Origin of the sequence: Wolbachia endosymbiont (group A) of Yponomeuta plumbellus, assembly GCF_947251575.1 — a bacterium.
Taxonomy (GTDB): Bacteria; Pseudomonadota; Alphaproteobacteria; order Rickettsiales; family Anaplasmataceae; genus Wolbachia; species Wolbachia pipientis.
The window spans coordinates 1-20,975 of the sequence record NZ_OX366353.1; the positions used below are offsets into that span (position 1 = coordinate 1).

The 20,975-nt window shown below is 33.2% G+C and carries 19 protein-coding genes and 1 pseudogene; 11 read left to right on the forward strand and 9 right to left on the reverse strand.

All coding sequences use genetic code 11. The features are described from left to right. The 3 genes from OPR39_RS00005 to OPR39_RS00015 all read left to right on the forward strand — a co-directional run. Positions 1 to 1,863, forward strand: a 1,863-nt coding sequence (locus tag OPR39_RS00005; RefSeq protein WP_265038714.1) for a glycosyltransferase, incomplete at its 5' end; no start/stop codon positions are given. Continuing rightward, positions 1,824 to 3,500: a WG repeat-containing protein gene (locus OPR39_RS00010; protein WP_265038716.1), complete on the forward strand. Its 1,677-nt coding sequence runs from the start codon at positions 1,824 to 1,826 to the stop codon at positions 3,498 to 3,500. The genes OPR39_RS00005 and OPR39_RS00010, both read left to right, overlap by 40 nt. 4 nt (positions 3,501 to 3,504) lie before the next feature. After that, positions 3,505 to 3,672, forward strand: a complete 168-nt coding sequence (locus OPR39_RS00015) for a hypothetical protein (protein WP_265038717.1) — start codon at positions 3,505 to 3,507, stop codon at positions 3,670 to 3,672. Here OPR39_RS00015 and OPR39_RS00020 read toward each other — a convergent pair. Continuing rightward, a complete protein-coding gene (locus OPR39_RS00020) occupies positions 3,662 to 4,534 on the reverse strand; it encodes an IS982-like element ISWpi16 family transposase (protein ID WP_007301954.1) in 873 nt (290 codons plus the stop codon). The genes OPR39_RS00015 and OPR39_RS00020 overlap by 11 nt on opposite strands. Positions 4,535 to 4,739: 205 nt before the next feature. Between OPR39_RS00020 and OPR39_RS00025 the strand changes: the two genes are divergently transcribed. The 5 genes from OPR39_RS00025 to OPR39_RS00045 all read left to right on the forward strand — a co-directional run bounded on the left by OPR39_RS00025 (position 4,740) and on the right by OPR39_RS00045 (position 10,633). After that, positions 4,740 to 5,480, forward strand: a complete 741-nt coding sequence (locus tag OPR39_RS00025; RefSeq protein WP_406833341.1) for a phytanoyl-CoA dioxygenase family protein — start codon at positions 4,740 to 4,742, stop codon at positions 5,478 to 5,480. Continuing rightward, positions 5,481 to 7,256 carry an ABC transporter ATP-binding protein gene (locus tag OPR39_RS00030; protein ID WP_108784045.1) on the forward strand — a complete coding sequence of 592 codons (1,776 nt, stop codon included), beginning with the start codon at positions 5,481 to 5,483 and terminating at the stop codon, positions 7,254 to 7,256. A 1-nt stretch (position 7,257) separates the two neighbouring features. Next, positions 7,258 to 8,307: a threonine aldolase family protein gene (locus OPR39_RS00035; RefSeq protein ID WP_211908672.1), complete on the forward strand. Its 1,050-nt coding sequence runs from the start codon at positions 7,258 to 7,260 to the stop codon at positions 8,305 to 8,307. Further along, a complete protein-coding gene (locus tag OPR39_RS00040) occupies positions 8,304 to 9,347 on the forward strand; it encodes a threonine aldolase family protein (RefSeq protein WP_211908064.1) in 1,044 nt (347 codons plus the stop codon). Before OPR39_RS00035 ends, OPR39_RS00040 begins: the two co-directional genes overlap by 4 nt. Before the next feature lie 95 nt (positions 9,348 to 9,442). Then, complete coding sequence (locus OPR39_RS00045) at positions 9,443 to 10,633, forward strand: MFS transporter (RefSeq protein ID WP_265038718.1); 1,191 nt, start codon at positions 9,443 to 9,445, stop codon at positions 10,631 to 10,633. A 17-nt stretch (positions 10,634 to 10,650) separates the two neighbouring features. On the opposite strand, the gene OPR39_RS00050 is transcribed toward OPR39_RS00045, so the two are convergent. Further along, positions 10,651 to 11,958 carry a UDP-glucose dehydrogenase family protein gene (locus OPR39_RS00050; protein ID WP_265038719.1) on the reverse strand — a complete coding sequence of 436 codons (1,308 nt, stop codon included), beginning with the start codon at positions 11,956 to 11,958 and terminating at the stop codon, positions 10,651 to 10,653. A 47-nt stretch (positions 11,959 to 12,005) separates the two neighbouring features. After that, entirely contained in the window at positions 12,006 to 12,905 is a 900-nt protein-coding gene (locus OPR39_RS00055) for a DMT family transporter (protein ID WP_265038721.1), read from the reverse strand. A gap of 176 nt (positions 12,906 to 13,081) precedes the next feature. On the opposite strand from OPR39_RS00055, the gene OPR39_RS00060 reads away from it, so the two are divergent. The 3 genes from OPR39_RS00060 to OPR39_RS00070 are packed head-to-tail and all read left to right on the forward strand — an operon-like array spanning position 13,082 to position 16,652. Beyond that, positions 13,082 to 14,554 (forward strand): hypothetical protein, encoded by a 1,473-nt coding sequence (locus OPR39_RS00060; protein WP_077188281.1) that lies wholly within the window; start codon positions 13,082 to 13,084, stop codon positions 14,552 to 14,554. Positions 14,555 to 14,562: 8 nt separating this feature from the next. Further along, positions 14,563 to 15,096, forward strand: a complete 534-nt coding sequence (locus OPR39_RS00065; RefSeq protein WP_265038725.1) for a hypothetical protein — start codon at positions 14,563 to 14,565, stop codon at positions 15,094 to 15,096. A 5-nt stretch (positions 15,097 to 15,101) separates the two neighbouring features. Next, positions 15,102 to 16,652 carry a PD-(D/E)XK nuclease domain-containing protein gene (locus OPR39_RS00070; RefSeq protein ID WP_265038727.1) on the forward strand — a complete coding sequence of 517 codons (1,551 nt, stop codon included), beginning with the start codon at positions 15,102 to 15,104 and terminating at the stop codon, positions 16,650 to 16,652. 667 nt (positions 16,653 to 17,319) lie between these two features. Here the strand turns inward: OPR39_RS00070 and OPR39_RS00075 are convergent. The 6 genes and pseudogenes from OPR39_RS00075 to OPR39_RS00095 all read right to left on the reverse strand — a co-directional run bounded on the left by OPR39_RS00075 (position 17,320) and on the right by OPR39_RS00095 (position 20,863). Beyond that, positions 17,320 to 18,419: pseudogene (locus OPR39_RS00075) on the reverse strand (IS3 family transposase). A gap of 83 nt (positions 18,420 to 18,502) precedes the next feature. Beyond that, entirely contained in the window at positions 18,503 to 18,730 is a 228-nt protein-coding gene (locus tag OPR39_RS07140; RefSeq protein ID WP_082246108.1) for an ankyrin repeat domain-containing protein, read from the reverse strand. Positions 18,731 to 18,733: 3 nt separating this feature from the next. Then, positions 18,734 to 18,943: a hypothetical protein gene (locus tag OPR39_RS00080; RefSeq protein WP_265038730.1), complete on the reverse strand. Its 210-nt coding sequence runs from the start codon at positions 18,941 to 18,943 to the stop codon at positions 18,734 to 18,736. A 218-nt stretch (positions 18,944 to 19,161) separates the two neighbouring features. Beyond that, a complete protein-coding gene (locus OPR39_RS00085) occupies positions 19,162 to 19,536 on the reverse strand; it encodes a helix-turn-helix domain-containing protein (RefSeq protein WP_007549999.1) in 375 nt (124 codons plus the stop codon). A 22-nt stretch (positions 19,537 to 19,558) separates the two neighbouring features. Beyond that, entirely contained in the window at positions 19,559 to 19,888 is a 330-nt protein-coding gene (locus OPR39_RS00090) for a helix-turn-helix domain-containing protein (RefSeq protein WP_007549995.1), read from the reverse strand. Between the two features lie 51 nt (positions 19,889 to 19,939). After that, positions 19,940 to 20,863, reverse strand: coding sequence for a hypothetical protein (locus OPR39_RS00095; RefSeq protein ID WP_012673225.1), 924 nt, complete (start codon positions 20,861 to 20,863; stop codon positions 19,940 to 19,942). Positions 20,864 to 20,975 lie beyond the last annotated feature (112 nt).

Here is a 20,975-nt window from a genome sequence, read left to right on the forward strand (position 1 = left end):
CAAAAATGTGCAACCCAATGTTACAAGGGATATTTTACAGGAGATGAAGAATTCCTGAATTCAGACCTAAATTATTGGGAACAATGGGTTGCAACTAGAATGAAGCACACAAGGAAAATAATAGACTATATAGATTACTTTATTTCCCCATCGAAATTCTTGATGGATAAATTTACTCAGGATTTTTATGTTCCGATAAACAAAATTTCTTATCTTGATTATGGTTTTGATCTCAATCGTCTTAAGAATAGAAATAGAGTACAAGAAAAAGAGTTTATTTTCGGTTATATTGGTACTCATACTCCCGAAAAAGGTGTTGATCTATTATTGAAAGCTTTTTCTCACTTATCATCTAAAGCAAAACTTAGAATTTGGGGAGCGGCAAGAGAAGAAACTAAAGCTTTAAAAGCGATTGCCGATCAGTTTTCACCTGTTGTTAAAGAAAGAATAGAGTGGATGGGAAGTTATGATAATAAGAATATAGTTACTGACGTATTTAATAAAGTTGATGCAATAGTCGTTCCTTCAATTTGGGGTGAAAATTCACCGTTAGTAATACATGAAGCACAGCAACTTAGAATACCAGTTATAACAGCCGATTATGGTGGCATGGCAGAATATGTAAGAGATGGACTATTATTTAAGCACAGAGATGCAAGTAGTTTGTCAGAAAAAATGCAAGTCCTATCTACAGATCAGGAGTTATATAATAAACTTACCCAAAAAGGCTATCCTTATACTGAAAATGGAAATATACCTTCTATAGGTGAGCATACTGAGAAACTTAACAAGATTTACCGTAATGCTATTGAAAAGAAAGGCAAATCAGTAGCTGTGAAACCTGGTCCTTGGAGAATTACTTTTGATACTAATCCAGATTACTGCAATTTTGCTTGTATAATGTGCGAATGTTTTTCACCATACAGCAAAGTTAAAGAAGAGAAGAAAGCTAAAGGAATAAAACCTAAGATACTGTCGATAGAAACTATCAGAAAAGTAATTAAGGAAGCAGCTGGCACACCTTTAAGGGAAATCATTCCTTCTACTATGGGTGAGCCTTTAATGTATAAAAGCTTTGATGAAATAATCAATTTGTGCCATGAGTTCGGCCTTAAGCTTAACCTCACAACCAATGGTTCTTTTCCCATTAAAGGAGCTAGAAAATGGGCTGAACTATTGGTACCAATTTTATCTGATGTTAAGATTTCCTGGAATGGGGCAACTAAAGAAACTCATGAAAGAATCATGAAAGGTTCAAAATGGGAAGTAGTGACAGAAAATTTAAAAACTTTCCTTGAAGTTAGAGATAAATACTTTAGCGATACAGGTGAAAGGTGTACCGTTACTTTACAATTAACATTTTTGGAAAGTAATTTACATGAACTCTATGACATAGTTAAGATGGCCATAAAAAATGGCATAGATAGAGTTAAAGGACATCATCTTTGGGCACATTTTGAGGAAATTAAGGATCTATCTATGAGAAGAGATGAGTTAGCAATTAGTAGATGGAATACAGAGGTGAGAAGGTTATATGAGCTTAGAGATAATATGCTATTACCAAATGGTAAAAAGATAAAATTAGAAAATTTTACAATTCTTTCTCAAGAAGGTATTAAGGATTTGGCTCCAGGTGGTCAATGCCCATTTTTAGGTAAAGAAGCATGGATAAACAATGAAGGAAAGTTTAGTCCTTGCTGTGCTCCAGATGAACTCCGTAAGACATTAGGAAATTTTGGTAATGTTAATGAGGTTAAACTCGAGGAAATATGGCAGAGTAGTGAGTACCTAAGCTTACAAAAGAATTATTTAAATTACAAATTATGCAAAACATGCAACATGAGAAAACCTTTGATCAATTAATCAAAGATAATCTTAGATCTATTAAAATTTCACCGTGTGAGAGCTTTCACGAATTACTAGGAAATCCTTTGTATGAAAATAGGTTTATAAAGGTTGGTAAATTTCATGAGCCCGGTCTTGCACCGGTTTATGATCAGACAGGTGCTTATCATATCAATGTAAGAGGAGAAGCAGTTTATCATAATAGATTTCTAAAAACTTTTGGATTCTACTTTAATAGAGCAGCCGTAGAAGATGATACAGGGTGTTACCATATTGATTCATTTGGATGTAGAGTATACAAACAGTCTTATCAATGGATTGGAAATTATCAGGAAGATGCTTGTGTAGTTAGAAGACATGATAAATGTTTTCATATTAATTTAAATGGCAACAGGATTTATCAGGAGGAATATGATTATGTTGGAGATTTTAAGGATGGTATCGCTGTAGTCTATAAGGATGGTAAAGCTACACATATTAATCATCATGGAAAGTTAGTACATAATAAATGGTATAAAAAACTTAATGTTTTTCATAAAGGTTATTCTATTGCAGAAGATCAACATGGTTGGTTTCATATAGATATTAATGGTGATCCTGTTTACCAGCAGAGATTTAAAATGGTAGAAGCATTCTATAATGGGATGGCAAAAGTTGAAACTTTTGAAGGTGTGTTAGGACAAATCGATATTACCGGAAATGTAAAGTTTAGTATTTTTGATTTAGGTAAAGAATCTCAAGTGCATAGGATTTCTGCAGAACTTTCAGCCTTTTGGAAAACTTACCTAACAAGCGTTGCTATTGAACTTGATTTGTTAAATATTTTACCTGCAACTATGCCAGTTTTATCTAAAAAGTTAAACATTATCGTACCAAATCTAGAAAGGCTGTTAAGGGCGTTGTGGGAAATAGGGTTTATTGATTACGATAAGGACAAGGACTTATGGCAACTATCATCAAAAGGTAAGTGTTTTAAGGAAATACCATTTTTGCCAAAAGCAGCAACGATGTGGGCAAGAGTTGCCGCTGAAAAGAATTGGTTAAAGATTGCCGATATACTAAAACAGAAGTCAATCTCTTCATTTGAATCTTTTAAGGAAAGAGAAGCATCAGAAGATAAGAAAATAGCGTTTTACCAAGCATTGCTAGGATATTCTAGATTTGATACTAAAGAGTTTAATTCTAGAATTAATATAGATGATGCTAAGAATATATTGCTATTTGGTGTACACTCTTTATTTCTTGCTTATTCTGATATACACAATAAAGGTTCCATAGGCCTATATAACGAACATAAAGTGCCAAGACAGTTAGTAGAAAATTTAAAAGTCAAACTTATAACTCAGGAAGAACTATCAGCTACAAATTATGAATTAGGTGTCTTTTGCCGCTTTCTACAGCATTATGATGATGATAAAGTATTATCTTATTTAAAATTGGTCAAAGGAATATCTCGTATTTTATTGATAGAAACTATTTTAGATTACCGCTCTCCAGATGGAGGCTCTGTAGATATTAATGTAATGGTTGAAACAGGAGGTAAACTAAGAACATTAAGCAATTGGGAAAAAATACTCAAACAAGTAAAAGGATTCAAAATTTTTGCTGTTATACCTTTAACAGATTACTTATCAGTTATTGATGTCAGGTGTTAATCATATGGAAACATTACAAAAAAATGGTTTTTTTATTATCAAAAATCTGGTTCCTTTAGAGCTAATAACTCAGTCTTTAAGTGATATAACAAATAAGATATCAAAGCTATCCCAAGAACTAAGTGTTTCAACTTCTGACTACTTAAAACCTCAGTTATGGATTAGCCGATAAAGAAAGGCATAGAAATAGAAGGCTTTTTGGACTGCATGGAGTAGGAAATCAGAACAGAAAAAACATGAATTAGGAAATTTGTTGGCGATCTATGTCTTGTATGCTCAATCTCAAATTTGTTTTTCAAGGAATCAAAAACAGTCTCAATAATCGACCTTTTCCTTAATAAAATCTTCTCTTTAAGTGAAATTAGTGCGTTTTTCATACCTTTTTTTACTTTAGTGACTAACTTTAGGCCTCTATCGAAGAGTTTCTCAAAAAGCTCTTTCTTTATATAGCCCTTATCTCCAAACAAAAGTCCGGTCAGTCTTTTAGTGAGAGTTGGTAAAGGTTTTCTGTCATCAACGTTACCTTTGGTTAGGGTAAGTGCTTGAATTTCACCAATTTCGTTAATCACTAAGTGCAACTTGAAGCCAAAAAACCAACCATACGTACTCTTACTAATTTCTGCTAGATGATTAAAAACTTTATTCCTAGAGATCCTTTTTTTGTGGCAAACGGCAATCGTAGAGGTGTCGATGTAGGAAGTGCCGGTCATTTTCGCTTGTTCACAGAACCATTGCAAAAGTAATGCTAAATACCACAAAACTCGCGGCTTTAAGGCAATAAATCTGTGATATGAAGGCAGCTTTGAAAACTCTGATCTATAGAATAACTGAAGATAACAAAGATAAAAAGCCTTGAAGTTTTTACATGGTGATTTATGGTATAACAGGATTATGGTTAGAATTTCTGAGTGCGCTATTTCTGGTACTCTGGTTGGTTTTTTGCCGTTTGATAAGAACCTATTTGCAAAATTATCATCTACCGCACGACAAAAATCCTCGACGCAACAGTACAGTTCTGTAATATCTTTCTTCATGGGTAACCTCTTATTATTACTAAAATACTCGAGTTTACCCTGTTTCCCTCTTCTTAGTTATACTTTTATCTATTTTCTAATCCATAACTGAGGTTTAAACTGTACCGGCAGATGGGGCACGTCATCTCAAGTAACTAGAATTATCTCTCAAGCATTAGATAAAATTATTAAAAATTACCTTGAAAAGTCACTTCAGTGTCAGATACTGCAGAAAAAATCAAATGTTATATGTAAAACTGCTGATTTAATAGATGCAGTTCCCTTCCATCAAGACATCTCCTATAGTTTCAATGATCCTTACCACTTTTCTGTTTGGTTAGCTTTGAATAATGTAAGTGAAACTTCAGGTGCACTGCAAATTATAGAAAACAGTCATAAATGGGAAATACAGCCTTTAGTTGATTTTTGGTACCCATATTTTTTTGATCAGTACTCAAGTAATCGGGAAAATTACAAAATTAAGTCACTACCTATTTCAGCAGGAGATGCGATAGTTTTTGATTCACGGTTATGGCATGGTAGTGATAAGAATACAGATGCTAAAGATAGATTTGCTTATGTAACAAGGTGGATTGTAAAAGATCAAGATCTTCCCTATGTGCCAAAACCTCAGCCTTCAGTTTTTGGTATACTCAATTGTGGTGAGTTAACAGAATCTATACTGAGAGAATGCTTGTCATTATTTTGCTACCAGGAAAGTATAAAAGTAAAAAACATGGAAGAACTTATCAAGAGCTGGTTAGCCTTTATTACAGACACAACTACAAATATTTCTGAGATCGACACTACTGAGGCTAAGCGAGATTTATATAAGCTACTTATTCTGAATCGAGCATCAGCACTACATGATGCTGGAGACATCTCAGGAAAAATATACAAAAATTTATGGTTTTCACTACTTGTATTTCTCAATAAAAAAGTCAACGTAGTGGAGCTAGCATTGTAAATGAACAGAAGTAGAGTTGATAGCTTCAAATGTGTATTGATGTTCATCTTGAATATAGTATCTAAATTCAAACTTAATGTACTTATAATGTCTTTAGTTGCCCTGGTGGTAGCTGTTGATTTGTCTTTTAGAAAGTATTTAGTAAAAAATATTCTAGATACAGCTGTAAAATATCAGGAAGGTAATGTAATTGAAAATCTTTTATTACCTGTAAGCGCTTATCTTGGCATGGCATTACTTATCACTACTGCTTTTAGATTCTATGGCTATTTTGTTGACATTCGAATGTTTACCTTAATGCGTCAAAAAATAGCTGATATATCTTTTTGTAGGCTACTCCAACAAGACCATTCCTATTATCAGAACAATTTATCTGGAAGCTTAGTACATAAGGTCAGTAGCTTAATGGATAGTGTGATAGAGTTAATAAGATTGCTTATAGATTGTTTTTTCGGTTACAGTATAGCATTAGTCTTAGCTATTTATACCTTATCATTAGTAAACATAAAGTTTGCAATCGCTACATTCACTTGGGTAAGCATTTTTATTTTAGTCTCGATTTTCAGCTTTCGTGTACTTACTGAACTAGCTGATAATTACTCTAAACAAAATTCAAAAGTAATAGCTAGTATAGCAGATAGTATTTTAAATGTTATATCAGTAAGGTTATTTTCTCAGCAAGCACATGAGAGACACAAATTTTTTCAAATATGCAAGAAAAGAACTATTGCAGAGAGAAAATTACAATGGGCATACTTTTGTCTTTGGTTTATATATGGCTATTCATTCGATATACTCCAAGCAGTAAACTTGTATTTTTTAATTCATGATTATCAATTGAACAAGATCGCAATAGGAGATATTGCTCTTGTACTTGGAATTAATATATCGATTATAGAGTTTCTTAACCATCTAACTAGGAATCTTACCCAATTTTCTACTCATTTCGGCAAAGTTTCAGATGCATTGCCAATCTTGACTACTGTACCAGAAATTCAAGATAAGGAAAATGCTAAAGAATTAAATTTATTAAGTGGAAGAATAACGTTTAACAATGTTTCTTTTTCTTATGAAGGTCAGGAGCCATTATTTCAAGATTTCTCAGTTACCATTAATCCTTGCGAAAAGGTAGGTCTAGTTGGTTATTCTGGAGGTGGTAAATCTACTTTTATAAACTTAATTCTAAGGCTATTTGATGTTAAAAAAGGTAATATACAGATTGATAATCAAATAGTATCAGAAGTTACACAGAGTTCTTTGAGGCAACAAATATCTGTAATACCTCAAGACCCATTGTTATTTCATGATACTATTTTAGCAAACATCATATATGGTAGACTTCAATCTACTATCGAAGAAATAATGAGAGCTGCAAAGCTGGCTGGTATTCACGATTTCATTATGACTCTACCAGATCAATATGGAACTACAGTCGGAGAAAAAGGCATCAAGCTATCTGGAGGAGAAAGACAAAGAATAATAATAGCCAGGGCATTTTTAAAAAACGCTCCAATATTATTTCTCGATGAACCAACTAGTCAGTTAGATTCTATAACAGAAAAAACAATTCAAATGAGTTTATTCAAATTGATGAAAAATAAAACTACGATTACTATAGCACACCGTATTTCTACACTTTTACACATGGACCGAATTCTAGTATTTAACAAAGGAAAAATTGTCCAAGATGGTAAACATGCTGAATTAGTTTCTAAGCAAGGTCTTTACAAGGAACTTTGGAATGCTCAAATTGGTTGTTTGAATGGCAAAAAATAAGATGGAAAAAATTATTGATCTGAGAAGTGACACTACAACTCTGCAGGGCTCCAACGTTATACATGCAATAAGTAATGCAACTGTTGGAGATTTTGCTTATGGTGAAGACAAAAGCTGTAATGACTTATCAGAATATTGCAAACAATTATTCAAAGTAGAAGAAGCATTATTTGTAACCAGCGGTATGCTTGCAAATAGATTAGCCATTGCCAGTCAAACAAGTCCTGGTGATGAACTAATAACTCATTATAATTACCACGTTAATTTTTTCGATAGCGCAGGCAATGCAAAAGTAAATAATATCGTATTTAATTGTATTAGAAATAATAGCGGAATCTTAGATGTTGATGAAGTAGAATATGCTATTAATTCTAAGCCGAGGTATAAAATTTTTGCTCAGGTGAGTCTTGTTTCTATAGAAAATAGTATAAATGGGTTTAATGGTAAAATTTATCCTTTTGAAAAACAAGTCGAGTTATATCACTTTTTAAAAGCTCACAATGTAAATCTTCATTTAGACGGTGCAAGAATATTTAATGCTCATATCGAAACAAATATTGCTTTAGCAGATTATGCTAAATATGTGGATACAATGAGCTTTTCTTTTACTAAAGGACTTGGCGCTCCTTTTGGTTCAATGCTTATGGGTAAAAGAGAGATAATTGAAAGGGCTAAAAAGCTACAGGTTTGGCTAGGTAGTGGTTATCATCAGATAGGGTATTGTGCTAATGCAGCAAAATACGTACTACAGAATAATATCTCTAGGCTTAAAGAAGATAATAAGCTCGCTAAATTGTTTGCAGATAAGATTAAAGAAATTCCACACATAAAACTGGTACTACCTTATCCAGAAACTAATATAGTAAGCTTCAGTATAAAAGCACTAAATGTAACTAATGAGGTTTTCTTGAGTAAGTGCCAAGCTTATGGTTTATTGCTTTTTCCTTGGCTCGAGTCTCATATAAGAGCAGTTACCCATCTTGGCACAAAGGAAACAGAAATCATGAAAGCTGCTGAAATTATAAAGGAGGTTGTGTTAAATTTAATATGAGAATAAAAATAGATTTCTTTAGCGATTCAAACACTGACCCTTCAGCTAAAATGAGGGAAGCGATGGCTAAAGCAAAAGTTGGAAACGAAGCTGCATGTGAAGATCCAACTGTAAACGAATTAGTGGCAACCGCATGTAAAATATTAGGTAAACCTGCAGGAATCTTTTTGATTTCAGGAACGATGTCCAATGTAATTGCTTATAAAGTACACATTCAAAGACCTGGTGATTACTTGCTGCTTGATGAAACTTCACATCCACTCATAGTACAATCTGGCTTGATCGCAGCCCAGGCACATGCCACTCCTTTGCCCATCAAAGGTACGAGAGGAATATTTACTGGAGAACAAATTGTTGAGTTTATTACTCGTCCTAGTTTAAGAAATATTCCGAGAGTTGGGCTTGTTTCTATCGAACAAACGACAAATTTTGGTGGTGGAGCTGTGTGGCCTTTAGAATATATTCAAGAGATCTCAAGTCTCTGCAAAGAGAATGACGTATTCACTCATTTAGATGGAGCAAGACTGTTCAACGCTTGTGCTCATACTAAAATATCTCCAAAAGAGTATGCAAGTTATTTTGATTCGATATTTATTGATTTTAGTAAAGGATTAGGTGCTCCAATGGGCGCAATATTGCTTGGAAGTGAAGATTTTATTGAAAAAGCTTGGTACTATAAGTTTCAAATTGGCGGAGGTATGCACCAAGCTGGCATTATTTCAGCTGCATGTTTATATGCTCTACATAATAATGTAAATTCTTTAGAAGAAGATCATAAAAAAATGCAGCACCTTATAGAAGGCCTAGGCTCTATAGATCAAGTTATAATTGATATCGACCTGTATAAAACTAATATAGCGTATTTTTCATTACATACTAATTGTATATCTACTCAAGAATTAATAAACGTACTAATGACAAATTATGGAATTAGAATGGCTAACATCAAAGGTAAAATCAGAGCTATAACACATAGAGATATAAGCTATGAAGATATTAATACTACTGTATCTGCTATAAGAAAGATACTAAGTAAGTAATTTTCTGCACTAATTGTTTGCAAACTTCTTGTCAAACAATATTATACCAATATAGTATTATGCTAGCATCTGCATAGAGCTATTTGGGAATAGGTGTGAACTTTGTCTTCTTTCAATATTTACTATTCTTCTGTGGATATATGCTGCTTTATTTATCAAGACAAAGTATACCAATTGCTCTACCACTGTTAATAGATACTGACCATGTAAAATTAAGCTATTTTTTTGCCTGCCTTTCTTTTTTTTATGGAGTATCAAAATTTGTTAATGGAATAATCATGGACTCCAAAAATAATCCATTATTTATGTTTGGGCTATGCAATATTGCAACTGGATTATTAACCATTGGTATAACTTTATCATATAATAATCTGACTTTATTACTGTTAACATTAATATTATTAGCTTGGACACAAGGGTTAGGTTGGCCAGCTATTACCAAGTTTATGGTTACAAACTCTAGCATCTCTTCAATTGCATCATTATGGGGAGTTATGAGCTCATCTCAGCAACTTGGTTCTTGTATTACTTTAATTGTATTACCAAGTATAATTAAAATATATGATGCAAAAAGTGCATTTTTGTACTCTGGTCTCTTATGCTTACTTTTTGGAATTTATACAATATTAAAAGCATATTACAAAGAAAGTGCCAACTTTACTACCTATTATAAGGTGCAGAAATCTCAAATAGGTATCAAGGTAACAAGTTCCATATGGTTTCTATGTTGTGCTACTTTTTGTGCTTATATTATAAAAATGGGAATCTTCTTTTGGTTTCCTATAATTTTAAGGGATAAATTACAAATTTCTCTTGTACAATCCTCACTAATAACAGGCGTATATGATTTAGGTGGAATCCTTGGAACTTTAATCACAGGAAGAATTAGTGATATGTACTTCTTTCAAAATAGAAGCTTGCTGGCATTACTTTACATGTTGGGTATAGCACTCACTTTTATTGCAATGAACTTTGGTCAAAACATAATTCTTATGAACCTTGGTGCAATCTTATCAGGATTCTTTATATTTGGAGTGCAAGTACTGACAGGTGTTATAGCTGTAGAAATTGCTCCACAAAATAATGTGTGTGCAATTGTAAGCTTAACAGGATTATTTGGGTATATTGCAAGTTCAATATTTTCATGCGTGCTCTTAGGAGTACTTGTTAAGCACTGTGGTAACAGTATTATGTTTTCATTTTTTTCCATTTGCTCTGTTGTTGCACTCGTTTGCTTTTCCATACTATCAAGCAAAGATCTAAAAAAACTAAGTAAAGCGGTGTAAAAAAAATTTCTCAACAGTTAAACTTTGTAGATAGATTTTTTACCCAAGGAATAAACATGGTAACCATATCTTAGTAATAGCTCGCTATCTAATAAATTACGGAAATCAAAAACATTAGGTGCAGCCATAATACTCTTTAAACTTGCAAAATCTTGATTTTTAAATTCTTTCCACTCCGTTAATAATAATAAGGCTTCCGCGTCTCTTGCAGCCCCTATAGCATTGTCTGCGTACTCTATATCCTTTAGAACTTGCCTAGCATTATCCATCCCCATTGGATCATATGCAGTAATTTTAGCCTTGTTATTCACTAACAATTTTGCAATATCTATAGCTGGGCTATTTCTTACATCATCAGTACCAGACTTAAAAGTTAGCCCCCATATTGCTATTTTTTTATTTTGGACTCCATTTAATACATATTCTACCTTTTTAGCAATGTTTGTTATATGATTATAGTTAGATTCTTTAACTGAATTTAAAATTTGTAGCTTAACATTGTAGTCTTCAGCAAGCCTTAATAAAGCTGACAAATCCTTAGGAAAACATGATCCTCCAAATCCTGGACCAGCTTTGAGAAATTCCTTACCTATTCTATGGTCCATTCCCATACTGTTAGCTAAAAGGTCAATGTCTGCTCCTAATAGCTCACATAAACCTGCCATCTCATTGATAAAAGCAACCTTTGTTGCTAGAAAGGCATTAGAAGCATATTTAATCATTTCAGCAGTAACTGTATCAGTGACTATTAACGGAATATTCTTATCTATAAATGATCTATATATAACTTCTAGTTTTGCCCTAGCTAGCTTAGTTTTTACTCCTATTATTATCCTATCTGGGTATAAAAAATCTGATACTGCAGAGCCTTGCTTGAGAAACTCTGGATTAACCCCCAAATCAAAGTTATAGCCCTTATTAGATAAATAATTATGTATATTTTCTGCAGTACCAGGAGGAACAGTTGACTTTATCACTATTAAGCAATCTTGATTAATTCTCTCAGAAACTTCACTTACTGCATTATATACATTCTTTAAATTTGCATTTCCTAGGGAGTCTGATGGAGTATCTACAGTTACAAATACTACTTCTGTATTGGGATTTATTTGAGAATACGAATCGAAAAATCTTATCCTTTGTGACTTTATATTATTCTCTAAATAATCTGCTAATCCAGGTTCATATAGAGGAATTTTCCCTGATTTCAAAAGTTCAATCTTCTCAGTATTTATGTCAATGCAATCAACTTTATGGCCCTGCTCCGATAACATTGTACCAGATACTAAGCCTACATACCCTACTCCTATAATAGTTATGTGCATTTTATTATCACCTTAAAAATATAGCTTAGCATCTAAAATAAATACCATTAACAATTATAAACTTTTGTTGTTACATTATTTTTCTTAATTGCCTTACCTTCCGAATAAGCTATAAATAAGGTTGATGGTATTAATATCAAAGTACCATATAAAGCACTTTTATCAGGTAATTCATTAAATATAACGTATGTTACTATTGCAGAAATTATTAGCTCTATGTATCTATACGGTGCAAGTGCAGTAGCATCAGTAAGAGCAAAAGCTTTTAACATGAAGAACAGAATTAGGTTTGAACTTATTCCTAAAATCAGCAGTAATACTAACTCCAACAAGGAAGGCATATGCCAATAAAATAACAAAGGTGGAGTAGAAAAAATAGTTGTCGTTAGAGCTGAATAAAATAACATACTTATTACTGACTCTTTTATTACAAGTTTCTTATTAAGTATATCTAATATAGCAAAGATCAATGCAGATACAATAAAAATAAGAATTTTAGGATTAAAATCTTCACTATGAGCTTTGGTAGTAATAGCAATACCAACAAAGCCAATAACAGTTACTATCCATCTTTGCCAAATTATATTTTCGTTTAGCAAAGGGATTGCAAGAAGTATAACAAATAATGGTATAGAAAAACTTATAATCGTTGCAGTTACTATGGGGAAAGCAGTCAACCCGTAAGTCCATAAGGTCATTCCACAAAACAACAACCCACCCCTGGTTATTTGAGTAGATATTTGACTTGTTTTAAAAGTTTCTATTCCATAGTAAAACATAAAAGGTACAAGGGTAATAGTGGTAAACAGAAAGCGGAAAAAAATTATTTCAAAACTCTGAAGATGTAAACTTAGATATTTTGATATAGTATCATTAGCTACACTACTAAATAAGCTAAGTATAAACCAGATAACCCCAAACAAATAAGCTCTCAATCTGTAATCCATAAAGCTTATGATTTAATAGATACGATGTACTCATATAATTTTACTACAAAACTAATTCTTTTGCAGCAGGTCTATAATTACTGCTTAAATTTAGGTGCACACTAATTTTTCGATTTATATATTATTCTAATGCTTGTATAATACCTTCATTGAATATTTGATTTTGAGGTAATTAGATGCCAAAAAGTAAAACTAAACGTGGAACGGAAGATTTGAAGGGTAATGCAGGCCCAAGCAAAAGATCTCGTCTCAGTTCTGATCCTAAAAAAAATAAAGAGATTATCTCTAGCAAAGTAATAAGTAAGCTGAAGGATGTTGTTAAAGGTGATAGAACTTCAGCTATTGAGGAATGGGTCAAGGCTCACCCTGTAACAGTAGAGGGTCTAACCGTTGAGCAATCGGACCTCTTATGTAATGCGTTTCGTGATGAATCTTGTTGGTCAGGTGCGACACTAGATGTTGCTAAATTGGTAGGAGAATTAGCTAAATCAGGTGTGTTGAATCCATTTGCTATATATAAAATAGCATGTATTGAGTGTGTAGAGAGTGAAATTAAGCAATTATTTGACAAGGCGTTAGAGTCTTTTAGATCTGACTTATCTCATAAAGGTGCATGTGAGGAAGATAGGAATTTAGCTTGCAGTGATAAGCTTGCAAGAGTTGAATTGTTAAGTTCCATGGGAAGACGTGATCCTGTTTTCAATTTCTGGATTGATCAAGAATCAGGTAACCTTAGAGAAAATATAGAAGCAGAAGATGGATTTAATAAGGCTGTAGATTTCAAGTGGAGTAAGGGAGTGGAACACTTCTATAATCGTCTGTGTTCTGAAGAAAAATTAGTGAAAGAAGAGAGAGAAAAATTGCTAGTTTCTGCTATTGCAAAATTATCTCCATTGCAATCTAGCTATAAACTTGCTTCTACCTTAAGTTCCCTTCTAGGTAAAGTCATAAGCGCAAAAGTAGATCATAAGTCACTACTTGGGCTACCGAATAAGAAAGATAGGGGTGTGATCTACCGTCCTCTTAGTTACTTAGTAGAGCACGGTTTTCTTTGCACAACTAAGTATGTTATCCAGTACTTGAGCGAGGGATGTTCAAGATCTGAAGTAGAGAAAATGCTTTCACCTAGAGGATATGCACATCTTCTCTCATCGCTTTCATTTGTTGTAGTTTCTAAAGATTATGACTTGGATAACAGGAATGAAGCAAGGTCAGCTATTAGCAGTCTTTGGGAATCTAGTGTATTTAACCAAAATAAAATAAATGTTGTCGATCCTTTTAAAGATAGGATTGCTTTTGTTGCAATGGAAAATGCAATTTCAAATTTGATTGTAGATCAGGAGAACAGCAAGGATACTCAAAGTGCTGGCGATGGTGAAAAAGTTGATTTGGTCTTGAGTATTTTAAAGTTTGCTAAAGATTGTTGTTCAGACAAAAGCTTTAAATCATTAAAAGAGAGGATAGCAAATAGTTTAGATAAAACAAGGAATTCTAAGATGATAGATGCAACTAGCTCCTGCAATTTAATAGAAGAGTTGTGTAAGTCAGCGAGAAATTTGAATTTATTCTCTGCTAGCACTGAAGGTCCTCAATCTACGTTAGTGGGTACTAATGTTAGTATTTCGCCTGCTGCAGTTGTTAACAAATAGGAGTATTTATGCATGGTAGTAATGAAGATCGTGAATTAGTTAGGGCTTTATTAAGTGGAGGTTGTGATGAGTTTAGTAGACAATTTGTAGGTTTTTTAAACAACTGTCCATCTTTTTTGCATTCGGCTAATAAGCCTGGCTTTTTTCCTACATTCTTTTTTGGTATGTTTTCTACTGCACATGATGCAGGTATATTAGTTGAAGATGAAAGAGTCTATTTTCGTTTTGACAATTATGGAAATCTAAAAGTTGCTGTTCTCACTAATAAAGAAAATAGAAGAATAGTCAGGTGTTATACTGTTGCTGATAATGAGAACAGCCCTGGGTCAAGGTTTAGTGCAGAAGAGAAGCAGCAGGTAGAAGAGAATCTTCCACAAGAATTACAGGAAGATGAGGATCTGGATTGGGAAGAGTATAAAATATTTCGGTTTGGAGAAGAATGTAGGTTTATTCATGAAATAGATAGATTTCCTCAACGTGATGAACCTGGAGCTCCAATTTTTATGAAATTAACCCAATCAGAGAACAAGGTGAATTGTTAGACCTGATGAGTGAGTTGGCAAATGATGATACAGGAGAAGTGCGTACTAATGTTAAAAGAATTTTGGAATATGTTATTGATATCCATGATGAACATGAAGATAGCTTAGTGTTTCGTGCAGAGTCTGATTACCACGGTTTTCTGTGTGGGTTTTTAGTAAATTTTAGATACCGAGCTGTGGCTGATTTCTACCCAGAGCTACTTATAGGAAAAGGTTATGCAGATGTTGTTTTGCTTGTTCGTGGTGTTGATCAGACAAATGATTCGGTTCCAATTATAATTGAGTTGAAGGTTGGTGATGAGGAAGGATTAGAGCAAGCTAAAGATTATGCTAAAAGTTGTTCTGTTTCGTCTTTGCCTATTCATACCTCATCACCAAGTGCTGTTTGTGTAGCGTTAAATTTTCAATTACGTGGAGGTGCTGGTCTCCGAACTTCTGTGCAGGCCTTTTCAGAAGGTGGTCTTTCCTTAATACCGGGTTTACTACATCCTCATGGAAATGGAGTTAGGGGAAATGTAAAACGTTTTTTACAACCCATAGCATCAGAGTTCACTCAATCGCCTCATTGTAACACTTTTTCCTGTACGTCATCGTTTGTTTTTGGAAATGTTTTATCTACAAGGAGGGACTTAGAAACAAATGATGGGCGGGAGGTAAGGGTTACCAAGTATCTATTTAACCACTCTCAGGGAGAGAAAATGAAACGTACAGGTGGTAGGGGAGATGCAGCAGATATTGTAAGCCATGCGTTAACTTTAGCTCTATTTTTATCAAATATTGGTTTTGTTGTGCTTCACATTTTTCGTCGTTTAAAGTGGCAGACTTTACCAGACAAGGCATTGAACCTGTCGTTACTGCCTCAAGCCACAGATGATGCTAAGGTGCGTCAAGTACTTTGTGAAGTAGATGTCCAGGGTCATCTGGAAGTGGCTTCTGCAAAGAAATTCGAATCACTACGTGCTTACTCACGTTCTCATAGTGAAGGTTATTTCGAGGGAAGGTTTTCAGAACAAATGGGTAATGTTAGGAATTTACATCAACTTGCAGATCAGTTGATGAGTGCTGAGCCTAATTTTGGTAATGATGGTAATGTTAATGGTGAGTACAGGGCTAGGTATGAAGTTTTATTTAATGAGATTTCTCGTCTGTTGTCTCCGTTATTAAATGGAACCCGTCTACTCGTGAACAATGAAGCTAAATTTCAGGCTTTGTTGCGTGGGATATTTCAAAGTTGCGATAATCCTGCCAAGGTAATTATTGAGTTCCAGCTACAGAGAGGAAGGAAAATAGACCTAGTATTATCAAAATCTGCGGAAAATGATGATACTCATCCAATTGGAATAGAGTTGAAGTATGCTAACACCGCAGAACAAGTTGAACGAAAAAGGGTGGAGGCAAATCGACAGTTAAGTGAATACGAATTTTGTGGAGGATGCAAGCGTATTACTGGGGGAGATGCGATGGTTTTGTTATACGCTATATTAAATGCTGTAGGACAAGAGCAGGATCTGATATTGATTGGTGGGCTTCGTAGAGCATCTGGGTTTTCTAGATGACTTGTAACTAATAAAAGTACCAAAGATAAGGTTGTTTATGGGTAAAATTATGCATTAAGCTAGAGTACGTTTGAGTAAGGTTGGAGAAAAAGCAAGGTCTTTGAGCAAGAAAATTTGATTTATGTTTTCTTAAGTTAAAGTTAACCTGATGAAGTTTGTATAATTTATTGTTGGAGTTTTTTTGTTCTATTTTTACTGTAAGTTCAATCTGCTCTATCTTTGGTCTTTTTTTCTTAGTTTTGCGGCAAGTCTAATATTTTTACTACTTAATGGAATAACTTGCAGAAAGTGGAGATATAATGCTAAGGCAGAGGAGCTCAGACAGTTATCTTAAACAATAAAGAAATACTAAAGGCAAAAGATACGCTTGCGTAGTTCGAAAGCTTTCTATAGGATAAGCCTCACCTGATTTACAAATAGAATTGTTATGTTAGATGTTTGCTATTTATTCTTAAGCTCATTTTAACAGCATTTTGCTTTTTTTAGTATGTAGGGGTTTTCTAGGAATTATCCTACTGAATTCTATGATATTATTTTTTGTAACATTGTTATACATTATAATGCACCCATTTGTCTAGACCATTTTTTTCAAAGTGATCCGATTTTTAAAATGAATATGTTGATAAATACGTCGACACATATTTAAAGTATTTATGAATATATTCATTTACTGTTTATGATAATAGAGATCAGCAGGAACTTTATAATGTAGAGTCTGATGTCGCCTTCTATAGTTATACCAAGCAACAAAATCGTTTATTATAAGATTCAAATCTCTGATACTATTTGGTCTATAATAATATATAGCTTCTTGCTTTAAAGTTCTCCATAAGCGCTCAACAAATATATTGTCGAAGCAACGTCCTTTATGGTCCATACTGATTTTAATATTAGCACGCTCTAATTCCATAATAAAGTTGTAGCTAGTAAACTGCACCCCTTGATCACTATTAAAAATCTCAGGTTTACCTTGTTTTAGAGCTTCTTTGAGAGTATAAAGGCAAAATCCAGCATCGAGATATGGTGATAATGAATGAGCAATAATATAGCGACTATACAAGTCCATTATTGCCACAAAATAGACAAACTTACCTTCTACCATAATATATAGTAGCCCATACCTGATTAACTCTACAAATAATCAAATCTTTGAGTAAATAAGGATATATTTTATGCTTTTTTTCTTTAATACTTGTATTACATCTTTTTCTACAATACAGCCCACTAATCTTCATTTTTTTCATAATTCTTAAGATTTTTTTGTGATTGACTACTACTCCACTCGCTATGATCTCAGCAGTAATTTTACGATATCCATAACGGCAATCAGAAGCCAAATATACTTCTTGAATCAAATTTCACTTTCGTTATTAATTATAGGCCTATAATATAGGCTAGATCTGCAAATCCCCAGTAAATCAGCCTGTTTCCTAATTGACAGATCAGAATCTTTTTCTATAAACCTTACTCTATCTTTTTTGCTTATTTCAGTAATTTTTTTTTCAAATAACTATTTTCCACTGTCAATTCTCCTATTACTTTATGTAAACTTTCTATTTCTTGCGCTAAGATTCTTTGTTTTCTCGCACTTTCACTTTCTTCAACAAATAGGTCTTTTAACCTTGCCAATACTCTATCACGCCAATCATATAGATTTGTTGATGGTATTTTATATTCACTACATATCTCAGCTGTGCTTCTTTGATTTTTTATTGCTTCCAAAGCTATCTTTGCTTTTAACTCTGGTTCATATTTTTTTGTTGCCATACTTTTACCCCTTTACTTTCCTACTCGGATCAACCATTTTTTTTGGTCTAGTTTATGGGGTGCATTATATTCTATGAGAAATTCTACAGATGGTAAATGGCCTTCCTTGGCAGCATAGTAGACTGATCTGTAGTTTTAGAATTATTAATATTAGAATTATTAATAAATGATTCTTGTTGTTGCTTTTCTATTAGAAGCTTTACAATTCCTAGATATCCTTTATTGGTAGCATAATGCAAAGGAGTCCAATTGTTTTTACCTTTTGTACCAACTTCTACTCCCTTATTAAGAGAAAATTTTACAATATCGATATTTCAAAAATCAGCTGCAATATGAATAGGCTTGTTTTCGTCATTAGTTTTAGCGTTAAAACTTACACCTTTATTATTTACTAAAAATTTTGTTACTTCTAAGCTATCAAACTTAGCTGGATGGTGCACAGCCACCTTGACCAAAAAATCATCCCCTATCGCGTTCTTATCATTATGCCTTATACGCTGTATTACACCTTCAGATATAGTCATTGCTAACCTCCAACATCCTTGCTAATAAACCCTCGCTAAAACTGCCGAAAAGACTTTATAAGTTAATATTCTAAATCTCAATATTTTATGGTGCAGGTTTTTATTTTTAAAACATTATACTTTGTGTAGGGTATAACTACACGCATCAAAGTGAAAGAAAAGCAAAATGATGAAGAAAATGAAAGTTTAAGTTTTCTTCAACGACTCAAGGAGAGAATTTATGCTTTAAAGCCTGTATTAGCAAGAGCCTTAATCACTAAATGAACAATGTCACGCAGAGTTTCATCCTCAATTTTTCTATATTCCCTCACTAGCCTTGATATTTCTTCGCTGCCTACATCGCTATGGAAGGCCTTATCATGTAAGTCTTCAGAGGCTTTGGTAAAAAAATACGACATATCAACCGATAGTACTTCTGCTAATTTATATAACCTATCAACTACAAGCCTAATCTCTCCGCTTTCATATCCTTGTACATGCTGAAATGAAATTTCAAGCTTTTTTCCTAAGTCTCTTTGACTAAAACCACACATTAGCCTTCTTTTCCTTATTCTTTCACCTATTTGTTTATCGATAGGATGTTGTATAGTCATTTTACGTATCAGGTAATATTAACTATGTATTATCACTTTGAGAAAAAGATTTTACCAATATATAAACTGCACTACGTAACCTTTTGCTCTTAATTTCGTTATATCCTTTGACTAACTTTAGTATTTCTTCATCATAAGCTTCATGTGAGTCAGTGTGCATATCAGTAAAAAAGTTAGCAACATCTATCGATAGTGCTTTTGCTAAATCATATAATCTACTGGCCAAAACACAATTTGAACCATTTTCGTACTTTTGTATCTGTCTATACGAAACACCTATTCTCTTTCCCAATTCGGTCTGTGTCAAAGCACGATCTAACCTAAGTTGTTTTATTTTTTTACCTAATTGCACTTTTCACCTCTTATTCAAATTTACAACAAATTTTATGAAGTGGAAAAAAAGCTAGCAAAGTAATTGCTTTAATAATTTCTGCCTCTCGCTAATTAAATCGTTTGGCCTTACGTATTTTTTCTCAATTTCCCTCATCTCTTTTTCTCGTTCTGCAATGCTATTTCGTATTACTTCAGCCGAGTATCTGCTTTTGCCACTTGCAAACTCTGATCTTAATCTTCTAACCTTGTATTCGAGCTCAGCAAATCTTTCGTGTTGCTCAAGAAGTTCTATCATATGACTAATTTCAGAGTTTAGCTTTTTTTCCTCAACATCTCTTACAATAAAAGAAAGTAGAAGCTTATCTATTTGGTAATCAATATTTGGTTGAGCAGCAAATAGATCAATTATGGCTTTTACGTCAGTAGGATTTGTAACTAGTAAGTTAAAATTACTACATAAAAAACTATAGAACTTTATCGTCTTCTCAAGATAATTTTTCATATCTTGTGATAATTGCAATTCTTTGTGAATTCCTGACAGCAATATTTTCAATTCTTCCAAGTATTTCGTGTCAAAATTACTTACTTCTGTAGGTGAAAGGATCATTAGCAGCTTTTTTACAAGCTCAACATCATTTAACTTTACTGCATTATAAAGAGCTTTTTCTTTGTCTTCTTTTAAATCATAAAGCTCTGATGAGTTATCTATGCTGAATAGATATTCAGTATTTCCTTGAGGAGAGTAGATTAAAATGTCCACTTCTCTTAGCGGGTGATCATCATTAAACTTTTCTAGTAACTGCTTATCGGTAGTTTCCTCTATTGCTACAACTGCTTTGCTTACCTCTTTCAACTTTGCAATATCATCTCTTGAGTTTTCAAGTATATCTTTAGCCTTGTCTAGCAGCTGCTCATATAGAACTATTTTTTCTTCATCATCAAGTAGCTGACAATGCTTTTTCAGCTTTTCAGTAGAGTAAGATAGGATATCCATTTTTTTCAATTTTACGATTACGATACCCCATTTTTGTTGAAACTGAAATAATTTTTATAGGATGTGTTTTTCTAGTGTAGATGCCCGCAAAACTTGTTATTATAATATACAG

Coding starts and splice junctions, on each gene's coding strand:
- OPR39_RS00010 (WP_265038716.1), top strand. CDS start 1,824: ATGCAAAACATGCAACATGAGAAAACCTTTGATCAATTAATCAAAGAT.
- OPR39_RS00015 (WP_265038717.1), top strand. CDS start 3,505: ATGGAAACATTACAAAAAAATGGTTTTTTTATTATCAAAAATCTGGTT.
- OPR39_RS00020 (WP_007301954.1), bottom strand. CDS start 4,534: ATGAAGAAAGATATTACAGAACTGTACTGTTGCGTCGAGGATTTTTGT.
- OPR39_RS00030 (WP_108784045.1), top strand. CDS start 5,481: ATGAACAGAAGTAGAGTTGATAGCTTCAAATGTGTATTGATGTTCATC.
- OPR39_RS00035 (WP_211908672.1), top strand. CDS start 7,258: ATGGAAAAAATTATTGATCTGAGAAGTGACACTACAACTCTGCAGGGC.
- OPR39_RS00040 (WP_211908064.1), top strand. CDS start 8,304: ATGAGAATAAAAATAGATTTCTTTAGCGATTCAAACACTGACCCTTCA.
- OPR39_RS00050 (WP_265038719.1), bottom strand. CDS start 11,958: ATGCACATAACTATTATAGGAGTAGGGTATGTAGGCTTAGTATCTGGT.
- OPR39_RS00055 (WP_265038721.1), bottom strand. CDS start 12,905: ATGGATTACAGATTGAGAGCTTATTTGTTTGGGGTTATCTGGTTTATA.
- OPR39_RS00060 (WP_077188281.1), top strand. CDS start 13,082: ATGCCAAAAAGTAAAACTAAACGTGGAACGGAAGATTTGAAGGGTAAT.
- OPR39_RS00065 (WP_265038725.1), top strand. CDS start 14,563: ATGCATGGTAGTAATGAAGATCGTGAATTAGTTAGGGCTTTATTAAGT.
- OPR39_RS00070 (WP_265038727.1), top strand. CDS start 15,102: ATGAGTGAGTTGGCAAATGATGATACAGGAGAAGTGCGTACTAATGTT.
- OPR39_RS00080 (WP_265038730.1), bottom strand. CDS start 18,943: ATGACTATATCTGAAGGTGTAATACAGCGTATAAGGCATAATGATAAG.
- OPR39_RS00085 (WP_007549999.1), bottom strand. CDS start 19,536: ATGACTATACAACATCCTATCGATAAACAAATAGGTGAAAGAATAAGG.
- OPR39_RS00095 (WP_012673225.1), bottom strand. CDS start 20,863: ATGGATATCCTATCTTACTCTACTGAAAAGCTGAAAAAGCATTGTCAG.